The 24,058-nt window shown below is 58.7% G+C and carries 14 protein-coding genes and 2 tRNA genes; 13 read left to right on the top strand and 3 right to left on the bottom strand.

The window, feature by feature from the left end; translation table 11 throughout:
• The first annotated feature begins 48 nt into the window (after positions 1 to 48).
• A complete protein-coding gene (locus KDX37_RS12435; protein WP_231653002.1) occupies positions 49 to 1,341 on the top strand; it encodes an adenylosuccinate synthase in 1,293 nt (430 codons plus the stop codon).
• Positions 1,342 to 1,547: 206 nt separating this feature from the next.
• Complete coding sequence (locus KDX37_RS12430) at positions 1,548 to 3,482, top strand: methyl-accepting chemotaxis protein (protein WP_231653001.1); 1,935 nt, start codon at positions 1,548 to 1,550, stop codon at positions 3,480 to 3,482.
• A gap of 202 nt (positions 3,483 to 3,684) precedes the next feature.
• Here KDX37_RS12430 and KDX37_RS12425 read toward each other — a convergent pair.
• Positions 3,685 to 3,771: transfer RNA gene (locus KDX37_RS12425), tRNA-Leu, on the bottom strand.
• A 161-nt stretch (positions 3,772 to 3,932) separates the two neighbouring features.
• A tRNA-Leu gene (locus KDX37_RS12420) sits at positions 3,933 to 4,019 on the bottom strand.
• Between the two features lie 224 nt (positions 4,020 to 4,243).
• Here KDX37_RS12420 and rnr point away from each other — a divergent pair.
• The 8 genes from rnr to KDX37_RS12380 all read left to right on the top strand — a co-directional run bounded on the left by rnr (position 4,244) and on the right by KDX37_RS12380 (position 14,011).
• Positions 4,244 to 6,880, top strand: coding sequence for a ribonuclease R (rnr, locus tag KDX37_RS12415; protein WP_231653000.1), 2,637 nt, complete (start codon positions 4,244 to 4,246; stop codon positions 6,878 to 6,880).
• Complete coding sequence (rlmB, locus tag KDX37_RS12410) at positions 6,877 to 7,638, top strand: 23S rRNA (guanosine(2251)-2'-O)-methyltransferase RlmB (protein ID WP_231652999.1); 762 nt, start codon at positions 6,877 to 6,879, stop codon at positions 7,636 to 7,638. Before rnr ends, rlmB begins: the two co-directional genes overlap by 4 nt.
• A gap of 286 nt (positions 7,639 to 7,924) precedes the next feature.
• Positions 7,925 to 8,356 (top strand): 30S ribosomal protein S6, encoded by a 432-nt coding sequence (gene rpsF, locus KDX37_RS12405; RefSeq protein WP_231652998.1) that lies wholly within the window; start codon positions 7,925 to 7,927, stop codon positions 8,354 to 8,356.
• Positions 8,357 to 8,384: 28 nt separating this feature from the next.
• A complete protein-coding gene (gene rpsR, locus KDX37_RS12400; RefSeq protein ID WP_002551829.1) occupies positions 8,385 to 8,615 on the top strand; it encodes a 30S ribosomal protein S18 in 231 nt (76 codons plus the stop codon).
• A 39-nt stretch (positions 8,616 to 8,654) separates the two neighbouring features.
• Positions 8,655 to 9,551: a YybS family protein gene (locus KDX37_RS12395; protein ID WP_231652997.1), complete on the top strand. Its 897-nt coding sequence runs from the start codon at positions 8,655 to 8,657 to the stop codon at positions 9,549 to 9,551.
• Positions 9,552 to 9,570: 19 nt separating this feature from the next.
• The gene (rplI, locus tag KDX37_RS12390) at positions 9,571 to 10,017 is read left to right on the top strand and encodes a 50S ribosomal protein L9 (protein ID WP_003317208.1); all 447 of its coding nucleotides are present in this window, start codon (positions 9,571 to 9,573) and stop codon (positions 10,015 to 10,017) included.
• Between the two features lie 123 nt (positions 10,018 to 10,140).
• Positions 10,141 to 11,535, top strand: a complete 1,395-nt coding sequence (gene dnaB, locus KDX37_RS12385; protein ID WP_231652996.1) for a replicative DNA helicase — start codon at positions 10,141 to 10,143, stop codon at positions 11,533 to 11,535.
• 160 nt (positions 11,536 to 11,695) lie between these two features.
• The gene (locus KDX37_RS12380; protein WP_231652995.1) at positions 11,696 to 14,011 is read left to right on the top strand and encodes a YgiQ family radical SAM protein; all 2,316 of its coding nucleotides are present in this window, start codon (positions 11,696 to 11,698) and stop codon (positions 14,009 to 14,011) included.
• A gap of 8 nt (positions 14,012 to 14,019) precedes the next feature.
• Here KDX37_RS12380 and KDX37_RS12375 read toward each other — a convergent pair whose 3' ends face one another.
• A complete protein-coding gene (locus KDX37_RS12375; protein ID WP_231652994.1) occupies positions 14,020 to 17,025 on the bottom strand; it encodes an MFS transporter in 3,006 nt (1,001 codons plus the stop codon).
• Positions 17,026 to 17,303: 278 nt separating this feature from the next.
• Here KDX37_RS12375 and KDX37_RS12370 point away from each other — a divergent pair, with 278 nt between their 5' ends.
• From KDX37_RS12370 to KDX37_RS12360, 3 genes are all read left to right on the top strand, one after another.
• The gene (locus tag KDX37_RS12370; protein WP_231652993.1) at positions 17,304 to 20,582 is read left to right on the top strand and encodes a transglutaminase family protein; all 3,279 of its coding nucleotides are present in this window, start codon (positions 17,304 to 17,306) and stop codon (positions 20,580 to 20,582) included.
• A gap of 85 nt (positions 20,583 to 20,667) precedes the next feature.
• Entirely contained in the window at positions 20,668 to 23,163 is a 2,496-nt protein-coding gene (locus KDX37_RS12365; RefSeq protein ID WP_231652992.1) for a circularly permuted type 2 ATP-grasp protein, read from the top strand.
• Positions 23,163 to 24,056: a transglutaminase family protein gene (locus KDX37_RS12360; protein WP_231652991.1), complete on the top strand. Its 894-nt coding sequence runs from the start codon at positions 23,163 to 23,165 to the stop codon at positions 24,054 to 24,056. The genes KDX37_RS12365 and KDX37_RS12360 overlap by 1 nt, the downstream gene beginning before the upstream one ends.
• Positions 24,057 to 24,058 lie beyond the last annotated feature (2 nt).

Raw genomic sequence — 24,058 nt, 5'->3', positions numbered from 1 at the left:
CTGCCGGCCGCCGCCGGCACCAAGTTTGCGTGAATGAGGACAAGTGTTATGGGTAAGAATGTCGTAGTCCTGGGCACCCAGTGGGGTGATGAGGGCAAAGGCAAGATCGTTGATCTGCTGACCGAACATGCTACCGCCGTAGTTCGCTATCAGGGTGGCCACAATGCGGGTCACACGCTGGTGATCGATGGTGAGAAAACCGTATTGCACCTGATTCCGTCCGGTGTGCTGCGCGAAGGTGTTCAGTGCCTGATCGGTAACGGTGTGGTGGTTGCGCCTGACGCGCTGCTGCGCGAAATCATCAAGCTTGAAGAGAAAGGCATTCCGGTGCGCGAGCGCCTGCGCATCAGCCCTTCCTGCCCGCTGATCCTCTCGTATCACGTTGCGCTTGATCAGGCGCGTGAAAAAGCTCGCGGCGAATTCAAGATCGGCACCACCGGTCGTGGTATCGGCCCGGCTTACGAAGACAAGGTCGCGCGTCGCGGTCTGCGCATCGGCGACCTGTTCCACCGCGAGCGTTTTGCGGCCAAGCTGGGCGAGCTGCTCGACTATCACAACTTCGTGTTGGTCAATTACTACAAAGAGCCTGCGATCGACTTCCAGAAAACACTCGATGAGTGCATGGAATACGCGGACATGCTCAAGCCGTTGATGCTCGACGTCACGGCGACGCTGCATGAAATGCGTCGCGACGGCAAAGACATCATGTTCGAAGGTGCTCAGGGTTCGCTGCTGGATATCGACCACGGTACCTATCCGTACGTCACCAGCTCCAACACCACGGCGGGCGGCATCGCCACGGGTTCGGGTTTTGGTCCGATGTACCTGGACTACATTCTGGGCATCACCAAGGCCTACACAACGCGCGTTGGTTCCGGTCCTTTTCCGACTGAACTGTTCGACGACGTTGGTGCATTCCTGGCCAAGCGCGGTCATGAGTTCGGCGCTACCACGGGTCGTGCCCGTCGTTGCGGCTGGTTCGATGCGGTCATCCTGCGTCGCGCTATCGAGATCAACAGCATCTCGGGCCTGTGCCTGACCAAGCTGGACGTGCTCGACGGTCTGGAAACCATCAATATCTGCATCGGCTACGAGAACGAAGACGGCGCAGTGATTGAAGCGCCTACCGACGCAGACAGCTACATTGGTCTGCGTCCGGTTTACGAGCAGATGCCAGGCTGGAGTGAATCCACTCTGGGCGCCAAGACCCTGGAAGAGTTGCCAGCCAACGCCCGTGCTTACATCAAGCGCGTCGAGGAGCTGGTAGGTGCACCGATCGATATCATTTCGACCGGTCCGGATCGCAACGAAACCATCGTGTTGCGTCACCCGTTCGCCTGATCATTGGGTGAGCAGCAGAAGAAGGGTCGCCTATAGCGACCCTTTTTCGTTTCAGATGCGGCATTCGGTTTTTCTCCAAACGCTTCAGCAGGTCTGGTCCTGTTGATTACTCAAGAGATCGCTTGTATCACGGCACGGCACTTGCTATAGACAGTGACAGAAAAGTGCCATCATTTTATTGGCGCTCAAGGTGGAGGGATTCTCCTGTGTCAGCTGTGTTATCACTTTTGCGTAGCCGTTTGCTGCGCCCGGTCTTTATAGCGTTGGGCATCGCCCTTTTGGTGCAGGTCATCGTGGCGGTTGCTCTGACCCGGAGCACGGTCACCGCATTGGAGGCGGACCTCGCCAGCCGTCTAGGGGTAGATTCGCAACATCTGTCTGCCGAGCTGGAGCGCGCGAGTAGTGAAGTGACATCGAGTCTGGATGCGCTGTCCAGCAGTACTCGCCAGCGCCTCAGCGTCGGTCTCTCCGCCCGTCTGAAGGAAGAGCAGGCACAGCTTCGTGCCACGCTGGAAAAAGACCTCAGGGACTCCGCTACTGATCTGGCCGAGCTGTTGGCAGCGGTCGCGCCACGTGCCATGTGGGACAACGATACGCCGACGCTCTCCGAATTCGCGCGCCGTGCGCAGCGTAATCCCAACGTGTTGTTTGTGGTGTATGACGATGCCGCGGGCGAGCATCTGACACGTTACATGAACCGCGACAATGTGCTGGTCAAGGCGTTGCTCGCCAAAGGCGAAGGCGAGCGGGCCATGGACAAAGTCCTCAATGCTGCCCGCAACGATCCGTCCGTCTACTACGTGGAAGCATCTATCAGCCCCAACGGTGTCGAGATCGGCAAGGTCCGTATGGGGGTCTCGACGGCGACGGTTGAAGAAAATCTCGCAGCTCTGGACAAGCGCTTCGCGACCTTGATCACCAGTGGTGAGCAACTGGTTTCGCAAAGCCTGGCGGGCGCCTCGAAAGACAGCTCGGATGCGCTGCGCGCGCGTCTGCAGTCGGCTCAGTCGGCAGCTAATGCCATGACTGATAACACGCGCGTGGCTGTTCAGGATGCGGCTGAAACCTTGCGCTGGAGAATCGGTATGGGGCTGGCACTGGTCGGCCTGGGCGTGCTGTTGCTGTTGGCGGTGGTGCTGGGGCGTCGGGTGGTCAGCAAGCTGCACCTGTTGATTGCTGCGCTCAATGATCTGGCGGCAGGCGAGGGCGATCTGACCCGGCGCGTCAAACTCGACAGCAATGATGAAATCGGTGACATGTCAGCAGCGGTCAACCGCTTCATCGACAAGCTTCAGCCTATCGTTCGCGAAGCGGGCGAGGTGGCGCAATTGACCGGTGTCGAGATTGGTGCCATGAGTCAGCGCAACGCGGGTGCCGATGCTGCCGCCGCATTGCAGCGTGACGAGGTGGCCGCCAGCCTGCAGGCTTTGGCTCAGATGGCGGATGAGGCTCAGGCTGAAAGCCACGCAATGCAGGAAGCGCTACGGCAGGTGATCGATATTAAGCAGGCGACCGATGAAAACACCCGCACGTCCAATCAAGTAGGCGGCCTGATCGAAGCGTTGGCTGGGCAGGTCGATACTGGCGCGCAGGTCATTGAGCGCCTGGCGCAGCAAAGCCAGCAGATCGAGGTGGTGCTGGAGGTTATTCAAAGTATTGCCGAGCAAACCAATCTGCTGGCACTGAACGCTGCCATCGAGGCGGCACGAGCTGGCGAGACCGGTCGAGGTTTTGCAGTGGTAGCCGATGAAGTGCGCGCTCTGGCCAGCAAGACTCAAAGCTCGACAGGCGATATTCAGGAGCACATCGGTGCCTTGCAGCGCGGAGCCAAGGAAGCGGTCGCTGCAATCAGTGTGGCGGGGCGTCAAGCCAAGGAAGGGCTTGCTGTGCTGCGCGACAGCGCCAAGCGTCAGCAGACTGTGCAGGCATCTGTCGAGCAGGTCCACGCAGCAATCGGTCTCGCGACGCAGGCGGCGGTCCATCAGGCCGAGGGTGCGCAAGCTGTTCGCGGTCGCGTTGAAGTCATTCATGCCCAGGCCGAACGTGCTGCCAAGGCAGTGATTGAAACAACGGCCAGCGGCAAGGTGCTCAGCGGGCTGGCGGCTCAGTTGAAGGCCAGTCTGGGACAATTCAGGGCTTGAATGAGGCCGTGTGACGACGCCTTCGTTCTGGTGGGTGTCGTTGGCTGTGGGCATTGTTGCATCGTGGAGCCGTAGGGCGGTCCAACGGCTTTTGGTGTTTGCGGTGGGGATTGTGTTGGATGAGCCGTGGAGGAGAGGCTCGTACAGCATTTTCAAATGCCGGAAAGCAAAAAACCGAGCCATTGGCTCGGTTTTTTTGAATTGGTGCCCAGAAGAAGACTCGAACTTCCACGACCTTGCGGTCACCAGCACCTGAAGCTGGCGTGTCTACCAATTTCACCATCTGGGCAGTATCAGCAGCATTGTCCGCCGTTGATGGGGCGCACTATACGGCTAACGTTTTACTCTGTAAACCCCTGTTTTGATTTAATAATCAAACCCAAGAATGCAAAAACCCGCTTTCGCGGGTTTTTGTGAAGCGTGAGACTGATGTAGTCTTTCGCTTGAAATTGGTGCCCAGAAGAAGACTCGAACTTCCACGACCTTGCGGTCACCAGCACCTGAAGCTGGCGTGTCTACCAATTTCACCATCTGGGCATATCGACAGGCATCAACCTGTGGATGGCGCGCACTATACGGAGCGTCTTTTGGACTGTAAAGCCCGCTCGTTAAAAAAAGTCCAAAAATTTCGTGAGCGGTGCGCCATACGCGTCTCCGGGCAGTTGGAGACGCTTTTTAGCGAGCTGTTTGAGTCTGGAATTTCCCGTTTCATTAGGTCTATGCCAAACTAACCCCCATATATACAAGGTGAAAACTATCTAATGGCCGATTGGCAGTCCCTCGATCCCGAGGCCGCTCGTGAAGCGGAAAAATACGAAAACCCTATTCCCAGCCGTGAGCTGATCTTGCAGCATCTTGCCGAGCGCGGTTCGCCGGCAAGTCGCGAGCAACTGGTCGAAGAATTCGGCCTGACCACCGAAGATCAATTCGAGGCATTGCGCCGTCGTCTTCGCGCCATGGAGCGCGATGCACAATTGATCTACACCCGTCGCGGTACATACGCGCCTGTGGACAAGCCTGACCTGATTCTGGGTCGTATCTCCGGCCACCGCGATGGTTTCGGTTTCCTGGTGCCGGATGATGGCTCCGACGACCTGTTCATGAGCCCGGCGCAAATGCGTCTGGTGTTCGACGGCGACCGCGCATTGGCGCGTGTTTCCGGTCTGGATCGCCGTGGACGCCGTGAAGGTGTCATCGTCGAAGTCATCTCCCGCGCTCATGAAACCATCGTGGGTCGTTACTTCGAAGAGAGCGGCATCGGCTTCGTCATCCCTGACAATCCGAAGATCCAGCAGGAAGTACTGGTCACGCCCGGCCGCAACAGCAGCGCCAAGATCGGTCAGTTTGTCGAGGTGAAGATCACTCACTGGCCAACACCGCGCTTCCAGCCGCAAGGCGACGTGGTCGAAGTAGTGGGCAACTACATGGCGCCCGGCATGGAAATCGATGTCGCGCTGCGCACTTACGATATTCCTCACGTCTGGCCTGAAGCCGTTCTCAAGGAAGCTGCAAAGCTCAAGCCTGAAGTCGAAGAGAAGGACAAGGAGCATCGCGTTGACCTGCGTCATTTGCCTTTCGTCACCATCGACGGTGAAGACGCTCGTGACTTCGACGATGCGGTCTATTGCGAAGCCAAGCCGGGCAAGCTGCGTCTGTTCTCCGGTGGCTGGAAGCTGTATGTGGCTATTGCCGACGTATCGAGCTACGTGAAGATCGGTTCTGCACTGGACGCTGAATCTCAGGTGCGTGGCAACTCGGTGTACTTCCCTGAGCGCGTCGTGCCAATGCTGCCAGAGCAGCTGTCCAACGGTCTGTGCTCGCTGAATCCGCACGTTGATCGTCTGGCCATGGTCTGTGAGATGACCATCTCCAAGACTGGCGAAATGACTGACTATGTTTTCTACGAAGGCATCATTCACTCGCATGCGCGCCTGACTTACAACAAGGTCAGCACGATTCTCGAACAGCCGAAAACCGCTGAGGCCAAGGGTCTGCGCGGCGAGTACGGCGATGTCGTACCGCACCTCAAGCAGCTTTATGCCCTGTACAAGGTGCTGCTGGGCGCGCGTCATGTCCGTGGCGCAATCGATTTTGAGACGCAGGAAACCCGCATCATCTTCGGGTCCGAGCGCAAGATCGCCGAGATCCGTCCGACCACTCGTAACGACGCCCACAAGCTGATCGAAGAGTGCATGCTGGCGGCCAACGTGGCCACCGCCGAGTTCCTGAAAAAACACGAAATCCCTGCGCTTTATCGTGTCCACGATGGTCCACCACCTGAGCGTCTGGAAAAGCTCCGCGCGTTCCTGGGTGAGCTGGGCTTGTCGCTGCACAAGGGCAAGGACGGGCCGACGCCAAAGGACTATCAAGCGCTGCTTGAGACCGTTCGTGATCGTCCGGACTACCACTTGATCCAGACCGTCATGCTGCGTTCGTTGAGTCAGGCGGTTTACAGCTCTGACAACAACGGCCACTTCGGTCTGAATTACGAGGCGTACACGCACTTCACCTCGCCGATTCGTCGTTATCCGGATCTGCTGACGCACCGTGCAATTCGTAGTGTCATTCGCTCCAAGCAAGACACACCGCATGTTCGCCGTGCCGGTGCCGCGACGATTCCGAAAGCGCGCATCTATCCGTACGACGAAGCGCTGCTGGAACAGTTGGGCGAGCAGTGCTCGATGAGCGAGCGTCGTGCCGACGAAGCCACGCGTGACGTGGTCAACTGGCTGAAATGCGAATACATGAAAGACCGCGTGGGCGAGTCCTTCCCGGGCGTGATCACTGCCGTGACCGGCTTTGGTCTGTTCGTCGAGCTGACCGACATCTACGTGGAAGGTCTGGTACACGTCACGGCTCTACCGGGCGATTACTACCACTTCGATCCGCTGCATCACCGCCTTGCCGGTGAGCGCACCGGCCGTAATTTCCGCCTGGGCGATACTGTGGAAGTGCGCGTCATGCGCGTCGATCTCGACGAGCGCAAGATCGACTTCGAAATCTCCGAGAAAGCGGCGGCTGCAACGCCGACCGGTCGCAAGCGTCGTGGTCAGGAGACTGCACCTGCTCCCGCCTCTGCTGAAAAAGAGAAAGTGGCTGGCAAGTCCGGGCGCCGTACATCTTCGGCCAAAGAGTCCGCGCCTGAGGCGTATCGCCCAAGCGATGCTGCCGCCAAGAACGCCGAGGTGCGCAAGAGTCGTGAGATGAAAAAAGCCCTTCTGGCTGAAGCGAAGGGTGGTAGCAAGGCGTCGTCGGGAAAGTCTGACAGGTCGAATGCTGCGCCTTCTTCGGGCAATTCGGCTAAAACCAGTAAACATCGCAAAGGCTCGTCTAAAACGACGGGCTCCGCGCCAGCCGCAAAAAGTGGTGGCGCTCGTAAACCCAAGGCCAAGTCATGAGTCAGCTGGAAAAGATCTACGGCGTTCATGCCGTGGAAGCATTGCTTCGTCATCACCCAAAGCGCGTCAAACACATTTGGCTGGCAGAGGGTCGTAACGATCCTCGTGTACAGGTTCTTGTCGAGCTGGCGGGGCAGAACCGCGTGACAATCGGCCAGGCCGAGCGTCGCGAAATGGATGCCTGGGTCGAGGGTGTGCATCAGGGCGTGGTTGCGGACGTCAGTCCAAGTCAGGTCTGGGGCGAAGCGATGCTGGACGAGCTGCTCGACCGCACTGAGGGGCCACCTTTGTTGCTCGTGCTCGATGGTGTGACCGATCCGCATAATCTGGGCGCTTGCCTTCGAACTGCCGACGCGGCGGGTGCACTGGCGGTTCTGGTTCCCAAGGACAAGTCAGCAACCCTGACCCCGGCAGTGCGCAAAGTGGCCTGCGGTGCGGCGGAAGTGATTCCGCTGGTTGCGGTGACCAACCTTGCGCGTACGCTGGAAAAGCTTCAGCAGCGCGGCTTGTGGGTTGTAGGCACGGCCGGTGAGGCTGAGCAGGAGCTGTATCAGCAGGACCTGACCGGGCCTACCATTATCATCATGGGTGCTGAAGGTAAGGGCATGCGTCGCCTGACGCGCGAGCACTGCGATTATCTGGTGCGTCTGCCGATGGCAGGCAGCGTCAGCAGCCTGAACGTTTCGGTGGCCACCGGTGTGTGTCTGTTCGAAGCGCTGCGCCAGCGTAACGTCAAGGCTTCCGGCAAGAAGTCCTGATTGTCAGGTGTCAGCGAGCGGGGCGGTGCTCCGCTCGCCAAGACCGATCTGCAGGCGGCGAGGTCGTATGTGGTTTACGGCTTCTCGTCAGCTGAAGTCTCCGTCCTTGGGTGATCTGTTCAAATAATCACCAATTGCCTTGCGCCTCCCTCGACCCTTCTCTACAATTGCGCCCCTTGCTGTCATGGCAGGCGCTCATGTGCCTGTCCCTGGGCAAGACTAACAGTGTCATTCACTCCTTGTCTGACCGCTTTCAGCGGCAGGCTACAACCCGTAAGGAGCATTCATGCGTCATTACGAAATTATCTTTTTGGTCCACCCGGATCAAAGCGAGCAAGTCGGCGGCATGGTTGAGCGTTATACCAAGCTGATCGAAGAAGACGGCGGCAAAATCCACCGTCTGGAAGATTGGGGCCGTCGTCAACTGGCCTACGCAATCAACAATGTTCACAAGGCTCACTACGTGATGCTGAACGTTGAGTGCACTGGCAAGGCCCTGGCCGAGCTGGAAGACAACTTCCGTTACAACGATGCTGTGATCCGTAACCTGGTCATCCGTCGCGACGAAGCCGTAACTGGCCAGTCCGAGATGCTCAAGGCTGAAGAGAACCGCAGTGAGCGCCGTGAGCGTCGTGACCGTCCTGAGCACTCCGACAGCGCCGATGGCGATGGCGATGACGGTGACAACAGCGACGTTAGCGATAACGCTGACGAGTAATCCACGGACCTTTTGAGGAGCCAATTACATGGCACGTTTCTTCCGTCGTCGTAAATTCTGCCGCTTCACCGCTGAAGACGTCAAAGAGATCGATTACAAAGATCTCAACACTCTGAAAGCCTATGTATCCGAGACCGGCAAAATCGTTCCAAGCCGTATCACTGGTACCAAAGCACGTTATCAGCGTCAGCTGGCCACCGCTATCAAGCGTGCCCGCTTCCTGGCCCTGCTGGCCTACACCGACAGCCACGGCCGCTGAGACCAGGTAGTCGACAAAACGTAACAAGGGATAGAAAGCATGCGTGCCCTGGCTGAATTCATCATGCGCGGCCGCATGCAAGCCACTCTCGTAGTGGCTGGATGTGCGGCGTTGCCGCTGTTGTTCTGGTTGAGTGCTGCCGCGGGTTGCCTTGTGCTCCTGCGACGCGGGTTCAGTGATGCCGTTGGTGTCCTGTCCTGGGCTCTGCTGCCGGCTTTGGTCTGGTGGTATTTCGGTGAACCGCGTACAGCCATGGTGCTGATCGGGTCACTGAGTTTGGCAATGGTTTTGCGTGCCAGCGAGTCCTGGGTCCGTTTGCTGCTGGTCAGCGTGGCGCTGGGTGTGGTGTATGCAGTGGTTCTGGGCACGGTTTTTCGCGAACCCATCGAAGCAATGTCGCAGGAGTTGCAGAAACATCTGCCGACAATGCTGGCTGGGCTCTACGAGCAGTTGAGCGTAGAAGAGCGGACGCGTCTGGGAGCGCTGATTACACCAGTCCTTAACGGTTTGATAGCGGCTGTGTTGCAAATCGTCAGTGTGCTTTGCCTGATGCTTGGGCGGTACTGGCAAGCGTTGTTGTACAACCCTGGTGGCTTCGGGCGTGAATTTCGCGCGGTGAAGCTCCCGCGGGTAGCTGCGTTACTGCTGTTGGTGTGCATGCTCGTGGGGCCGAATTTCGGTCCGCAAGTTGCGATGCTCACACCGCTTTGCAGCGTACCGCTGGTATTCGCAGGTCTGGCCCTGATTCATGGTCTGGTAGCTGAAAAGCGCCTGTCCAGGTTCTGGCTGGTGGGGATGTACATCACGCTGCTGGTGTTCATGCAACTGATCTATCCGTTGCTCGTGGTGATAGCCATTGTCGACAGCCTGATTGATTTTCGCGGTCGCCGGATATCGAAAGATTCCGGCAATGGCCCTGCGAACGGTGAAGGTTAAAAGTTAAGAGGATTTCCACATGCAACTGATCCTTCTGGAAAAAGTCGCCAACCTGGGCAACCTGGGCGACAAAGTAAATGTTAAGGCCGGTTACGGTCGTAACTACCTGCTGCCTTACGGCAAAGCAACCGCTGCAACTGCTGCCAACGTGGCTGCTTTTGAAGAGCGTCGTGCTGAGCTGGAAAAACTGGCTGCAGACAAGAAAGCATCTGCCGAAACTCGCGCTGCCCAACTGGCTGAGCTGGAAGTGACTATCACTGCCACTGCTGGTGACGAAGGCAAGCTGTTCGGTTCGATCGGTACTCACGACATCGCTGATGCACTGACCGCCTCTGGCGTTGAAGTTGCAAAAAGCGAAGTTCGTCTGCCGAACGGCACTATCCGCAACGTTGGCGAATTCGACGTAGCTGTGCACCTGCACAGCGACGTAGAAGCGACCGTACGCGTTGTCGTAGTGGCTGCTTAAGCAGTACATAATCGTCTGGCGGCCTTGCCGTCAGAGGATTAACATCGGGCACGATCCTGTTTACAGGTCGTGCCCTTTGTATTTGTGCCATCCCCATTCTGTAAACCTCGAATTCAAGTGGCCATGAACGAAATCTCCAGCCCCGAGCAATACGATCTGCAAACCGCTGCCCTCAAGGTGCCCCCGCATTCCATCGAGGCCGAACAGGCTGTACTCGGTGGTCTGATGCTGGACAACAACGCCTGGGAGCGCGTGCTTGATCAAGTCTCGGATGGTGATTTCTATCGACATGACCACCGGCTGATCTTTCGGGCCATTGCCCGGTTGGCCGACCAGAACAGCCCGATTGACGTCGTCACGCTCGCTGAGCAACTGGACAAGGAAGGGCAGACCTCTCAGGTCGGTGGCCTTGGCTATCTCAGTGAGCTTGCGAAAAACACCCCGTCGGTCGCCAACATCAAGGCGTACGCGCAGATCGTTCGTGCGCGGGCCACGTTGCGGCAGTTGATCGGTATCAGTACCGAAATTGCCGACAGTGCGTTCAATCCGGAAGGCCGTACCGCCGAAGAGATTCTTGACGAGGCCGAGCGCCAGATCTTCCAGATTGCCGAGGCGCGTCCCAAGACGGGCGGTCCGGTCAGCGTCAACGACCTGCTGACCAAGGCCATTGATCGCATCGATACGCTGTTCAACAGCGACAATGCGATCACTGGGCTGTCCACCGGTTATACCGATCTCGACGAAAAGACCAGTGGCATGCAGCCGTCTGACCTGATCATCGTGGCAGGTCGACCGTCGATGGGTAAAACCACCTTTGCCATGAACCTCGTCGAAAACGCCGTGTTGCGCAGCGACAAGGTCGTCCTGGTCTACTCGCTGGAGATGCCAGGCGAGTCGTTGATCATGCGTATGTTGTCGTCGCTTGGCCGTATCGACCAGACCAAAGTGCGTGCCGGTCAGTTGGACGACGACGATTGGCCGCGGCTGACATCGGCGGTCAATCTGCTCAACGACCGCAAGCTGTTCATCGATGACACGGCCGGCATCAGCCCTTCGGAAATGCGTGCGCGGACGCGGCGTATCGTCCGTGAGCATGGCGACATTGCCATGATCATGATCGACTACCTGCAGTTGATGCAGATCCCGGGTTCGAGCGGTGACAACCGGACCAACGAAATTTCCGAGATTTCCCGCTCGTTGAAAGCGCTGGCCAAGGAATTCAACTGCCCCGTCATTGCGCTGTCACAGCTCAACCGGTCCCTCGAGCAGCGTCCGAACAAGCGCCCGATCAACTCCGACTTGCGTGAATCCGGAGCAATCGAGCAGGACGCCGACGTCATCATGTTTGTCTACCGGGATGAGGTTTATCACCCGGAGACGGAGCACAAGGGCATCGCCGAAATCATCATCGGCAAGCAGCGTAACGGGCCTATTGGTACAACGCGGCTGGCGTTTATCGGTAAATACACCCGTTTCGAGAACCTGGCGCCGGGCAGCTACAACTTCGACGACGATTAAAGCCTTCGCCTTGCCGGGCGGGTTTTGAAGCAGTCTTGCCGGTGTACATCAGCAAGGGTGTCTGATCATCTATTCCGACCACTGTCGTCGGATTTGATCAAAAAATGTGCTATATTCCGCGCCCGCGATTTTTCCAACGTGCAAACGTAGGTCCCTGAACATGCAAGCAGCCAAGCCGTTATTTGACTATCCCAAGTATTGGGCCGAATGTTTCGGACCAGCACCGTTCCTGCCCATGAGCCGGGAAGAGATGGATCTGCTTGGCTGGGATTCCTGCGACATCATCATCGTGACCGGTGATGCCTATGTGGATCACCCGTCCTTCGGTATGGCGATCATCGGGCGCCTGCTTGAATCCCAGGGCTTTCGTGTCGGTATCATTGCCCAGCCCAACTGGCAGTCGAAAGACGACTTCATGAAGCTCGGCGAGCCGAACCTGTTCTTCGGTGTCGCTGCTGGCAACATGGATTCAATGATCAACCGCTACACCGCGGACAAGAAAATCCGTTCCGACGACGCCTACACGCCGGGCGGCATGGCCGGCAAGCGTCCGGACCGTGCCAGTCTGGTCTACAGCCAGCGCTGCAAGGAAGCCTACAAGCACGTACCTATCGTGCTGGGTGGCATTGAGGCTTCCCTGCGCCGCATCGCCCACTACGACTACTGGCAGGACAAGGTTCGCAACTCGATCCTGATCGACGCCTGCGCCGACATCCTGCTGTACGGCAATGCCGAGCGGGCAATCGTCGAAGTCGCCCAGCGCCTGTCCTATGGCCACAAGGTCGAGGACATCACCGATGTGCGCGGCACCGCGTTCATTCGTCGTGATACGCCGCAAGGCTGGTATGAAGTCGACTCAACGCGCATCGACCGTCCGGGCAAGATCGACAAGATCATCAACCCGTATGTAAACACTCAGGACACCCAGGCCTGCGCAATCGAGCAGGAAAAGGGTCCGGTTGAAGACCCCAACGAAGCCAAGGTGGTGCAGATTCTTGCCAGCCCGCGCATGACCCGTGACAAAACAGTCATTCGCCTGCCGTCGGTGGAAAAGGTTCGCAACGACTCTGTGCTGTATGCCCACGCCAACCGCGTATTGCACCTGGAAACCAACCCGGGCAATGCTCGTGCGCTGGTGCAGAAGCATGGTGATGTGGATGTCTGGTTCAACCCGCCGCCCATCCCGATGACCACCGAAGAAATGGACTACGTGTTCGGCATGCCATACGCACGCGTTCCGCACCCTGCGTACGGCAAGGAAAAGATCCCGGCCTACGACATGATCCGCTTCTCGGTGAACATCATGCGCGGCTGCTTCGGTGGCTGCACTTTCTGTTCGATCACCGAGCACGAAGGCCGCATCATTCAGAACCGTTCGGAAGAGTCGATCATTCGTGAGATCGAAGAGATCCGCGACAAGGTTCCAGGTTTCACCGGTGTGATTTCCGATCTCGGCGGACCGACCGCGAACATGTATCGCATCGCCTGCAAAAGCCCGGAAATCGAATCTGCCTGCCGCAAGCCGTCATGCGTGTTCCCGGGTATCTGCCCGAACCTGAATACCGATCACTCGTCGCTGATTCAGTTGTACCGCAGTGCGCGGGCGTTGCCGGGCGTGAAGAAGATCCTGATTGCATCCGGCCTGCGCTATGACCTCGCCGTCGAGTCGCCGGAATACGTCAAGGAACTGGTGACGCACCACGTTGGTGGTTACCTGAAGATCGCGCCGGAGCATACCGAGGAAGGTCCGCTCAACCAGATGATGAAGCCGGGCATTGGCAGCTATGACAAGTTCAAGCGCATGTTCGAGAAGTACACCAAGGAAGCAGGCAAGGAGCAGTACCTGATTCCTTACTTCATCGCGGCCCACCCGGGCACCACCGATGAAGACATGATGAACCTGGCTTTGTGGCTCAAGGGCAACGGCTTCCGGGCTGACCAGGTGCAGGCGTTCTACCCTTCGCCAATGGCCACGGCCACGGCCATGTATCACTCGGGCAAGAACCCGCTGCGCAAGGTCACGTACAAGAGCGACGCTGTAACCATCGTCAAGAGCGAGGATCAGCGCCGTCTGCACAAGGCCTTTCTGCGTTATCACGATCCCAAAGGCTGGCCGATGTTGCGCGAAGCACTTGAGCGAATGGGTCGTTCCGATCTGATCGGCTCGGGCAAGGATCAACTGATCCCGCTGCATCAGCCTGCGACCGACAGCTACCAGAGTGCCCGTCGCAAGAACTCGACGCCGGCTGGCAGCCACAAGGTTGCCAAAACCGCGAAGACCACGCTGATCCAGACCCAGCACACCGGCCTGCCGCCTCGTGGCAGTGACGGCAGCAAGCCCTGGGACAAGCGTGAAGAGGCCAAGGCCGCTGCCATGGCGCGTAACAAGCAAGCGGCCAAGGAACGTATGGATGCAGCCAAAGGTGGCAAGGGCAAAGGCGGCAAGCCTGCTCGCAAGCCTGTCGTCCCGCGCTGATAACGGCGTCAGTCGGTTGTTTTTGCCTCTGATGGTCGATGATCGTCAGGGGCGGTGGCCTCTGGAAGGCTGCTCAGCAATTTGTTTTGTATGATTTCCCTGCGTTCGACCTGTGCTTCAATCGCGTGCGTGTACATCACAAGCCTGCGACTGGCGGCAACGCCTGCACGTAACCCCAGACTTTTCCATTTCAGTTGGCTGTGTACGTACTGCATGGCTCCCGTGCCGATTTTTGTCGCCAGCCATCTGCCTGGCGTGGCAGCTCTGATGTAGGTAGCCACGCCAGCGTTCAACGCCGACAGGGTGACGCTGCCAATTCGTACGACCATCATAGCCTTGGTAGCACCCTTGATCAGTCGCGCCACGCCAGTGAGCAGCTTTCCTGTCGGGCCGATATAAGGTAACGAGTAGAGCAACACTCCGAGCATCCCTGCCCTCATGCGCAATCGTTCACCCGACATGATTTCCTGAATTTCATGCCAGGGCGTCATCGCGAGCAGAAAATTGCCAACGAGCTCTGGAGCGCTGGGCTTGCCGTTATAGCGCTCTACCGTCGTGACTTCGTTGCATTGGTCGTAAAGCACATCGGTATTCACGTAGAACAAGTCTTGGCTGATCGAGTGTCCGATGGCCATGCAGCGCTCTGAAAATGTGGTCAATGGCGCTTCTTTGCCAGTCCCCGTCACGGGTTCATGGAAGCGGATGCCGATGACATCTGCAATCAATGTCGCAGCGGCGCCTGCTTGAGGCTCCCGGCCTTTCAGGTAAGCGTCCTGATCAAATGCCAATTCGCTTCCGGCGATTATCTCGACCGGGTTGTGCTGCGTAGGCTGTCCGTCGCTGCTAATCCAGGACGAGGGGACCGGAATGCGTCCCCACGGTACCGTGACGAGCAAGCCACCTTCGGGCAGTGTGATCAGGTCCGGGCGATGACGAATGACCATCCTCAGCGGAAACACTTCGTAGTAGGTGGTCGCATTCAGATAAACCGCTTTGATGATGAATCCAGCTCGACCCCTCAGGGGCTCTCGATGCGCCTCTTTTTCAGAAGCCGCCTTTATGTCCTGGGTAGGCAGCCTTAACGACAGCAGCGTCACTTCGCCGTTTTCAATCGCGACACGGTGCTTGAACGGCAGTCTGACCAGCAGTTTTCTGATCAGTGTGGTGTAGGCCAGACGCGCATTGGCCATATAGCCTTGAAAGCTGTCGTTGAAGGATTCCGGCATTGGCGGCATGGCGTTGTACAGCAGCGTCACCTCAAACGGTACGTGAGACAGGTCGCCGTCATGCGGGTTACCGGGCGCACGCCAGTCCTCGATTTTCTCCCCGGACATGTAAACGTCCAGAATTGAAAACGCCTCATGTTTTATGCCGTAAGCGTCATAAGGCACATGTGAAAGAGAGTACGTACCGTGCTTGTCACGATAGACAGGCGGATAGCTCTTGGGCACCAATACAAGGTTGGGGCTCAGGGGAATAGGAGGAAGTCGATATCCTGCTTCTTCAAGCTGAGCAGCTATCTCGGGTGTCCGCGTCGCGCTTTCGATGTTTGCAAGGGCTATGGCTCTGCGTTCCGGAGCAGGCTCGGCCAGCGTATTGATGGCTTGAAGCATCTCGTCTTCGGCACGTTCAAATGCACGGGTTGCCTGTTCGACCTCCTCGATTGAATACAGTCGATCATCTTGCAGGCGCAGGTGCCCGTTGGCCTGAGCCCAGGTCAGCAGAGTCGGTATCCGGGTCACTGCGTAAGTCGTTCGCTGTTCTTCGGTCTCCATTGTCTTGCTGAACACCGCGGGCAGGTCGGTCAGGTCCTGGAAGTTTATCCAGCGCGATGAGCCGAGTTCGAGGATTTCCGCCAATTTGACCCCATGTTGAACATTCACCCAGACCTCGCTACTGGCGTAGGGGAGGTCGTCGGGAATATCGCTGATCAGCCATTCAGGATGGTGGTTGAACGCAACTACGAAGGTCGCAAGGGCTGCTTCGTTCAAGGAGGACGCCTTGCCGGTTGCGATCATGTGGCGATGGATATCTACAAGGATATCTGCATGGCTTCGTCCCCAGTTGTCAGGACGGGCGATCTCGTAACCTGCGAAATGACCGAGCTGCAGATTTTCCGGGCTCTGGATATCAACACTGATGGCATGCCACAGCACTCGGTCAGTCAAGGTGAGCAGCGGTTCAAGCGATTCGCTTTCAGACCATTCCCATTTTTTGAGTATGGCCTTTGCCAGCGCTCGTGCCTCCTCGGACCTGATCACCTGAGTGAGCAACGTCACTGGCGAAGTGCGGACTTGCAGTGCTGTTCTGGATGCGAGTACTGCTGCGCCGAGCCTGCCCAGCAGGCTGCCGCCTTCGGTACCCAGATAGTCAGCGCAGACTTGGCGCATGTCTGCAACATTCTGGGCGCCAAGCAGGGTGGCGATGCCGTTCGGATCCAGTAACCCCAGCTCTTGGGTGGCCCGTACTTCGGCCAGGGTCTCCAGCAGGGATGTGACACTCGCGGTGTCTAGCGATTCCGGTAGCGACATGCCGTAATTGCAGCGCAGCATCAGTGCCAGGCTGACACTTCCATCTGTACGCGCGGGTTCTTCAAGCGTTTCATTCTGCTGTCGGCACTGACGCAGCACCGAAGGCTTAAGGCCGCTGTCGATCACAGGGGTCGGGGGGGCGTCCTCATGCAGCACTTTGATGGTGTCATCCGTATCAATGAACCAGTGACCGGTTGTGCTGCCGGCCAGTGCAAGCCGGCTGTTGAGTTCTGGCGTCTGGATCTGATAGAGCCCCGCGACCATTTGCAGGCAGTACCTGCCGAAATCAGACTCTGGATGGGGAATGATTCGCGGCTGGGTCAGGTCGGTTATGGCGGTGCCGGGGCGCATGCTTTCAAGCAGCGCCAGGCGAGTTGCTTCGTAGTCTGCCCTTTCGGCGTTGGTCAGCAGAAAATCCTGAATGGCGGCTGGCGGGAGCGTTTCTGCCGCCAGAGGCCGCAGGATGAAGTTGTGTTGGGTCATCGCATTGTTTTCCGTTCTGAAGGTTTAAATCAGGACGGGATGTAGCCAGAGACAAGTGCTTGAAGTGCTGTAATTAAATATTACCGACCCACGCCGAGGTTATTATCCCCGGACGCTTCATTTCCGTGCGACCCTTGCACGGTCGGCCGAAGCTGGCGCGATTTTGGTGCCGTGCTCGGATGAGCAGGCTATGCCAGCGTCGTTGGCGCATGACTTTGACCCTGGTGGCATAAGTCTTGCGCGGCTCAATCACCGTTCAGGCTCGCAGGAGGCACGCCGTGTCGATTCATATTGCCTTGCACCATGTCACGCATTACCGCTACGACCGCGCGGTTGAATTGGGTCCCCAGATTGTTCGCCTGCGTCCGGCTGCCCACAGCCGTACCCGTGTGCTGTCCTATTCGCTGAAAGTGCTGCCTGAAAACCACTTCATAAATTGGCAGCAGGATCCACAGGGCAACTACCTGGCACGGCTGGTCTTTCCTGAGAAAACCAGTGAATTCCGTGTTGAAGTCGACTTGGTCGCCGAAATGGCAGTGTTCAATCCATTCGACTTCTTCCTTGAGCCCTATGCCGAAAACATCCCGTTCACGTATGCGAGCGAAGAGCAGCGTGAGCTGGCGCCTTATCTGGAAAAACTGCCGCTGACGCCTCGCTTTCAAGCCTACCTGGACAGCATCAGCCGCGAGCCCATCCCGGCGATTGATTTTCTGGTCGGTCTCAATCAGCGACTCAGCCAGGATGTCGATTACCTGATCCGTATGGAACCTGGCGTGCAGACGCCGGAGTTCACGCTTGAGAATGCGTCTGGCTCTTGCCGCGATTCGGCCTGGCTGCTGGTGCAACTGTTGCGTCATCTGGGCATGGCCGCGCGGTTTGTGTCGGGTTACCTGATCCAGTTGAAAGCGGACGTCGAGGCGCTCGATGGACCGTCTGGCACTGACGTCGACTTCACTGATCTGCATGCATGGTGTGAGGTGTATCTGCCGGGCGCCGGCTGGGTCGGGCTCGATGCGACGTCGGGCCTGTTTGCCGGTGAGGGGCACATTCCCCTGGCGTGCAGTCCCGAGCCTTCCTCTGCTGCCCCCATCAGTGGGCTGGTCGAGCCGTGCGAAACGAATTTCAGCCATGAAATGTCGGTTGAGCGCATCTGGGAAGCGCCACGCGTCACCAAGCCTTACACCGAGGAACAGTGGCAGGACATTCAGGCGCTGGGTCGACAGATCGACGCTGATCTGGTGCGCGACGATGTGCGCCTGACCATGGGCGGCGAGCCGACGTTTGTCTCCATCGATGACCGTGATGGCGCCGAGTGGAACACCGCCGCGCTGGGCCCTAAAAAACGTGAACTGTCAGCCGAGCTGTTTCAACGCATGCGTGCGCACTACGCGCCGTTGGGGATCGTGCATTTCGGGCAGGGCAAGTGGTACCCCGGCGAGCAATTGCCGCGCTGGTCGCTGAACTGTTTCTGGCGCAGGGATGGCAAGCCGGTCTGGCACAACAATGCGTTGATTGCGGATGAAACCCAGGATTACGGCGTGACCGGCGAGCTGGCCGGGCGTTTTCTGGCCAGCGTTGCCGAGCGCTTGAAACTGCCAGCCCGTTTCGTTTTCCCTGCCTACGAAGACAATTTTTACTACCTGTGGCGCGAAGGTGCGTTGCCGGTCAACGTCACCGCCGAGGACTCCCGGTTGGGTGATGAGCTGGAGCGGGCTCGTCTGCGCAAGGTCTTCGAGCAGGGCCTGGACAAGGTCATTGGCCAGGTGCTGCCGCTGGCACGCACGGCCAAGGGTGACAGCTGGCAGAGCGGTCGCTGGTATCTGCGCGACAACCACTGTCGTCTGGTGCCGGGCGATTCTGCGCTGGGCTACCGATTGCCATTGGCTTCGCAACCGTGGGTCAAAGCAGCCGAATACCCGTTCATTCACCCGACCGACCATAACCAGGAGTTTCCTGAGCTGGCCGACAGCGATGCTCTGGCCGCGCAGCCCATGTCATCCGACGTGGACGCCGAGCGCTCGCCGAAGCTGGACGAGTCGGCAGACTGGCTGACGCGCACTGCGCTGTGTGCTGAAGCGCGTGAAGGGCGTCTGTACCTGTTCATGCCGCCGCTGCAAAAGCTGGAGGAGTACCTGGAGCTGGTCGCGGTGATCGAGGCCACGGCCGAAGAGCTGAAGTGCCCGGTATTGCTGGAAGGCTACGAGCCGCCGAGTGATCCACGCTTGAGCAACTTCCGGATCACCCCAGACCCTGGCGTGATCGAGGTCAACGTTCAGCCGTCCGCAACATGGGATGAACTGGTTGAACGCACCGAGTTTCTTTACGAACAGGCGCGGCTCACGCGTCTGACTACTGAAAAATTCATGATCGACGGTCGGCACACTGGCACCGGCGGCGGCAACCACTTTGTCCTGGGCGGTGCTACGCCAGCCGATTCGCCGTTCCTGCGTCGTCCCGATCTGCTGCGCAGCCTGATCAGCTACTGGCATAACCATCCGTCGCTGTCGTACCTGTTTTCAGGGCTGTTTATCGGCCCGACCTCTCAGGCTCCGCGCATCGACGAGGCACGCAACGACTCGCTCTACGAGATGGAAGTGGCGTTTTCGCAGATGCCCGAGCCAGGCGAAGAAGTTGCGCCATGGCTGGTTGACCGGTTGCTGCGCAACCTGTTGATCGATGTCACCGGCAACACCCATCGCGCCGAGTTCTGTATCGACAAGCTGTATTCACCGGATGGTGCCACCGGGCGTCTGGGTCTGCTTGAGCTGCGTGCGTTTGAGATGCCGCCCCATGCCCGTATGAGCCTGGCGCAGCAGTTGCTGCTGCGGGCGCTGGTGGCGCGTTTCTGGCGCGAGCCATACGCGCCGGCCAAGCTTGCACGCTGGGGCACCCAGTTGCATGACCGTTTCATGCTGCCGTACTTCATCGAGCAGGACTTTGCGGACGTGGTCGCCGACCTCAATTCGGCAGGTTATCCGGTGCGCGCCGACTGGTTCGCTGCGCATCTGGAGTTTCGCTTTCCGAAGGTGGGCGATTACGCGGTCAACGGCATCGAGCTGGAGCTGCGTCAGGCGCTCGAGCCATGGCATGTGCTGGGCGAGGAGGGCTCGGCGGGCGGCGCAGTGCGCTATGTCGATTCGTCATTGGAGCGTTTGCAGCTGCACGTCAAAGGGCTGCCGCCGCAACGTTACATGTTGACCTGCAATGGCGTTCCCGTGCCAATGCAGCCGACCGGACGTGTTGGCGAGTTCGTCGCAGGCGTACGTTATCGCGCATGGCAGCCTGCCAACTGTCTGCAACCCACCATCGGCGTGCATGCGCCGCTGGTATTCGACCTGCTCGACGCCTGGATGCAGCGCTCGTTGGGCGGCTGCGAGTATCATGTCGCCCATCCGGGCGGGCGTAACTACGAAACCCTGCCGGTCAACGCCAACGAAGCCGAAAGCCGCCGCATGTCGCGTTTCTTCCGCGTTGGTCATACGCCTGGCAAATTGGTCGTTCCGTCGCTCAACATTAACGACGAACTGCCGATGACGCTGGATATGCGTCTGCATTGAAACAATGCTCTGTGAGTCAGGTGCGCACGGATGTGACACCTGACCGCACTTGTCTGAAGTCCTTAAGTTGCCTGCCGAGCCCTCCATGCCCGACCTGCTTGACCGTTACCCGCTTTCCGAGGGTACCTACCATGAAATGCTCGACGCCGAGGGTGCTGTTCGCCCGCACTGGCGCCGCTTGTACGAGCATATGCAGCGCAGCTCGCCAGCGCAGCTGACACAACGCCAGGCGTTGTTGACGCGGCAAATTCAGGAAAACGGGGTCACCTACAACGTTTACGCCGATCCCAAAGGTGCGGACCGGCCGTGGGAGCTTGACCTGCTGCCGCACATTATTCCTGCAGACGAGTGGGAGCATGTTGCGGCTGGCATTGCTCAGCGCGCTCGCCTGCTGAACGCTGTGCTCGCCGATCTTTATGGTCCGCAAACCCTGATCGCCGAAGGCCTGCTGCCTGCCGAGCTGGTGTTTGGGCACAACAACTTTCTGTGGCCATGTCAGGGTGTCAAACCGCCGGAAGGCATATTCCTGCACATGTATGCCGTTGATCTGGCGCGCACGCCCGATGGTCGCTGGTGGGTCACGGCTGACCGGACTCAGGCGCCATCGGGTGCGGGTTACGCGCTGGAGAATCGCCAGAGCGTCGCGCGTGCCTTGCCGGAAACCTATCGCGATCTGCAAGTGCGGCATCTCTCGGGCTTCTTCGGGACGCTGCAGCAGACCCTGGCGCGACAGGCGCCTACCAGCACCGAAGCGCCGCTGGTGGTGTTGCTGACACCGGGCCGTTTCAACGAAAGCTACTTTGAACACCTGTATCTGGCGCGGCAGCTCGGTTATCCGCTGGTTGAAGGCGGCGACCTGACAGTGCGTGACGCCACGGTCTACCTCAAGACCCTCAGTGGCCTGCGTCGCGTGCACGCGATCATGCGTCGTCTTGATGACGACTTTTGCGATCCCCTTGAATTGCGTACCGATTCGGCCCTCGGCGTGCCGGGGCTGCTGGAAGCTGTGCGTCAAGGCAATGTGCTGGTGGCCAACGCGCTGGGCAGCGGGGTTCTGGAATCACCGGGCTTGCTGGGCTTCCTGCCCAAGATCAGTCATTACCTGTTCGGCGAAGAATTGATCCTGCCGTCAGTCGCCACCTGGTGGTGCGGTGAGCCAACAGTGTTGGCCGAGGCACTGGAAAAACTGCCCGATCTGTTGATCAAGCCTGCCTTTCCGTCTCAGCATTTTGCGCCGGTCTTCGGCCGGGATCTGAACGAAGAACAACGCAAGGCCTTGGCCATGCGTATGCAGGCGCGTCCGTACGCGTACGTCGCGCAGGAGCTGGCGCAGTTGTCTCATGCACCGGTCCTGCAACCCGATGGATGCGGTCTTCAGCCGCGGGCCATCGGCATGCGCGTCTACGCTGTCTCAAGCCTCGATGGCTATCGTGTACTACCGGGCGGTCTCACCCGTGTAGCGGCTGATGCCGATGCAGACGTAGTATCCATGCAGCGCGGTGGGGCCAGCAAGGACACCTGGGTGCTGGGTGAGCGATCCCACATTGGCGACGCGTGGAAAGGGCAGCGCCCGCTGGGTGTCTACGACCTGATCCGTCGTGACCCCTATCTGCCGTCACGCGTGGTGGAAAACCTGTTCTGGTTCGGGCGCTACTGTGAGCGCTGCGACGACAGCGCGCGTCTGTTGCGCATCATGCTCACGCGGTATGTCGACGATGACGACCCTTTGGCTTTGCAGGCCGCCGTGTCTCTGGGCGAGAGCCTGGGCATGCTGCCTGAAGCCGAAGAGGGCGAAGAATTGAAGGACCGTCTGCTGGTTGCCCTGCTGGGCGATGAGTGGCCGTTCAGCCTGCGTTCCAACCTTCAGCGCTTGCAATGGGCCGCCTCGCAAGTGCGCGGCAAGCTGTCCAGAGAAAACTGGCAGGCATTGGTCGAGTTGCAACGTGACGCCTTGAGCCTGGAAACCGAAGAGCCGGATTTCGGCGAATTACTGGACTTCCTCAACCGTCTGGTGATGTCGCTGGCGGCGTTGTCCGGCTTTGCTCTGGACGACATGACTCGCGACGAGGGCTGGAGCTTTTTGATGATCGGACGCCGCATCGAGCGGCTTAAGTTTCTGAGCACCAGCCTGGCAGCGTTTTTGCGTGGCGCGGCGAGTTCGGAGCAGGCAGGGCTTGAGTGGTTGCTGGAACTGGGCAACAGCAGCATCACGTATCGTTCGCGCTACATGGCCATCCCGCATCTGATCCCTGTGCTCGATCTGTTGCTGCTGGATGAACAGAACCCGCATGCCGTCCTGTTCCAGCTCAAACTGGTGCAGCGCTCGTTGCGGCGTCTGAGCGACAACTTCGACGCGCCACGCGACAACAGTCTTGCTGTGCTTGCGCAGCGTCTGGCCAGCTTTGACCTGGGCAGCCTGGAAAACCCTCTGTTCGGTCAAAGCAGTATTGATGCCGTGCTCGATGGGTTGGCGGACTTGCTGCAAAACATCGCGGAGAGCAGCGGGCTGGCGTCCGATCGTCTCGCCTTGCGCCACTTTGCCCATGTCGATGATGTCAGCCAACGCACGGTGTCCGTCTGATGAGCGCTTTCTACCAGATATTCCATGACACGCATTACGAGTACGACAGCCCGGTATCCCTCGCCCAGCAGTTGGCGCATCTGTGGCCACGCAGCAGCCAATGGCAGCGCTGCACCGAGCAGGAACTGGAAATCCTGCCCACGCCCACCACGCGCCGGGACGAGCTGGATGTGTTCGGCAACCCGCTGACCCGTCTGGCATTCGAGCGTCCGCACGATGAGCTGCAGGTCAATGCAAGATTGCGCATAGAGGTGCTGGAGCGTCCTTTTCTGGATTTCAATCTGTCGCCGGAATGGGAAGTTACCCGTAGCGCGCTGACCTACAGTGCCAAGCCGCTGACGTTCGACATTCTGGAAGCCTGTCGTTATCGCTTCGAGTCGCCCTATGTGCATTTGAAGCGCTCGTTTGTCGAGTTCTCGCAGGACTGTTTCGCGCCAGGACGCCCGTTGCTTTTGTGCGTGCAGGCGTTGATGGAGAAGATCTTTACCGAATTCACCTTCGACGACGAGGCGACACAGGTCGCAACGCCCTTGGTAGAAGTGCTGGAGCGTCGGCGAGGCGTGTGTCAGGACTTTGCACACTTGATGCTGGCGTGCCTGCGTTCCCGCGGCCTGGCAGCACGTTATGTCAGTGGTTACCTGCTCACTCAACCGCCGCCTGGCCAGCCTCGTCTGATTGGCGCTGATGCTTCGCACGCTTGGGTTTCCGTGTTCTGTCCGGCGTCAGGCTGGGTTGACTTCGATCCAACCAACAACGTGCAGCCAGCGCTTGAGCACATCAGCCTGGCCTGGGGACGCGACTTCTCGGACGTCTCGCCATTGCGCGGTGTCATCCTCGGCGGCGGTACTCACGATCCCGAGGTCCGGGTAACGGTCATGCCAGTCAACGCATGAAT

The sequence above is a fragment of the Pseudomonas californiensis genome (assembly GCF_021147775.1).
GTDB lineage: Bacteria > Pseudomonadota > Gammaproteobacteria > Pseudomonadales > Pseudomonadaceae > Aquipseudomonas > Aquipseudomonas californiensis.
Note: the sequence above shows the minus strand (reverse complement) of the source record. Positions and strands in the feature narration are given on the sequence as shown.

What these genes read in the sequence shown, in the direction of transcription:
- rlmB (WP_231652999.1), top strand. Translation starts at nt 6,877, where the DNA reads ATGAGTCAGCTGGAAAAGATCTACGGCGTTCATGCCGTGGAAGCATTG.
- rpsF (WP_231652998.1), top strand. Translation starts at nt 7,925, where the DNA reads ATGCGTCATTACGAAATTATCTTTTTGGTCCACCCGGATCAAAGCGAG.
- KDX37_RS12435 (WP_231653002.1), top strand. Translation starts at nt 49, where the DNA reads ATGGGTAAGAATGTCGTAGTCCTGGGCACCCAGTGGGGTGATGAGGGC.
- KDX37_RS12365 (WP_231652992.1), top strand. Translation starts at nt 20,668, where the DNA reads ATGCCCGACCTGCTTGACCGTTACCCGCTTTCCGAGGGTACCTACCAT.
- KDX37_RS12375 (WP_231652994.1), bottom strand. Translation starts at nt 17,025, where the DNA reads ATGACCCAACACAACTTCATCCTGCGGCCTCTGGCGGCAGAAACGCTC.
- rplI (WP_003317208.1), top strand. Translation starts at nt 9,571, where the DNA reads ATGCAACTGATCCTTCTGGAAAAAGTCGCCAACCTGGGCAACCTGGGC.
- rnr (WP_231653000.1), top strand. Translation starts at nt 4,244, where the DNA reads ATGGCCGATTGGCAGTCCCTCGATCCCGAGGCCGCTCGTGAAGCGGAA.
- KDX37_RS12395 (WP_231652997.1), top strand. Translation starts at nt 8,655, where the DNA reads ATGCGTGCCCTGGCTGAATTCATCATGCGCGGCCGCATGCAAGCCACT.
- dnaB (WP_231652996.1), top strand. Translation starts at nt 10,141, where the DNA reads ATGAACGAAATCTCCAGCCCCGAGCAATACGATCTGCAAACCGCTGCC.
- KDX37_RS12360 (WP_231652991.1), top strand. Translation starts at nt 23,163, where the DNA reads ATGAGCGCTTTCTACCAGATATTCCATGACACGCATTACGAGTACGAC.
- rpsR (WP_002551829.1), top strand. Translation starts at nt 8,385, where the DNA reads ATGGCACGTTTCTTCCGTCGTCGTAAATTCTGCCGCTTCACCGCTGAA.
- KDX37_RS12380 (WP_231652995.1), top strand. Translation starts at nt 11,696, where the DNA reads ATGCAAGCAGCCAAGCCGTTATTTGACTATCCCAAGTATTGGGCCGAA.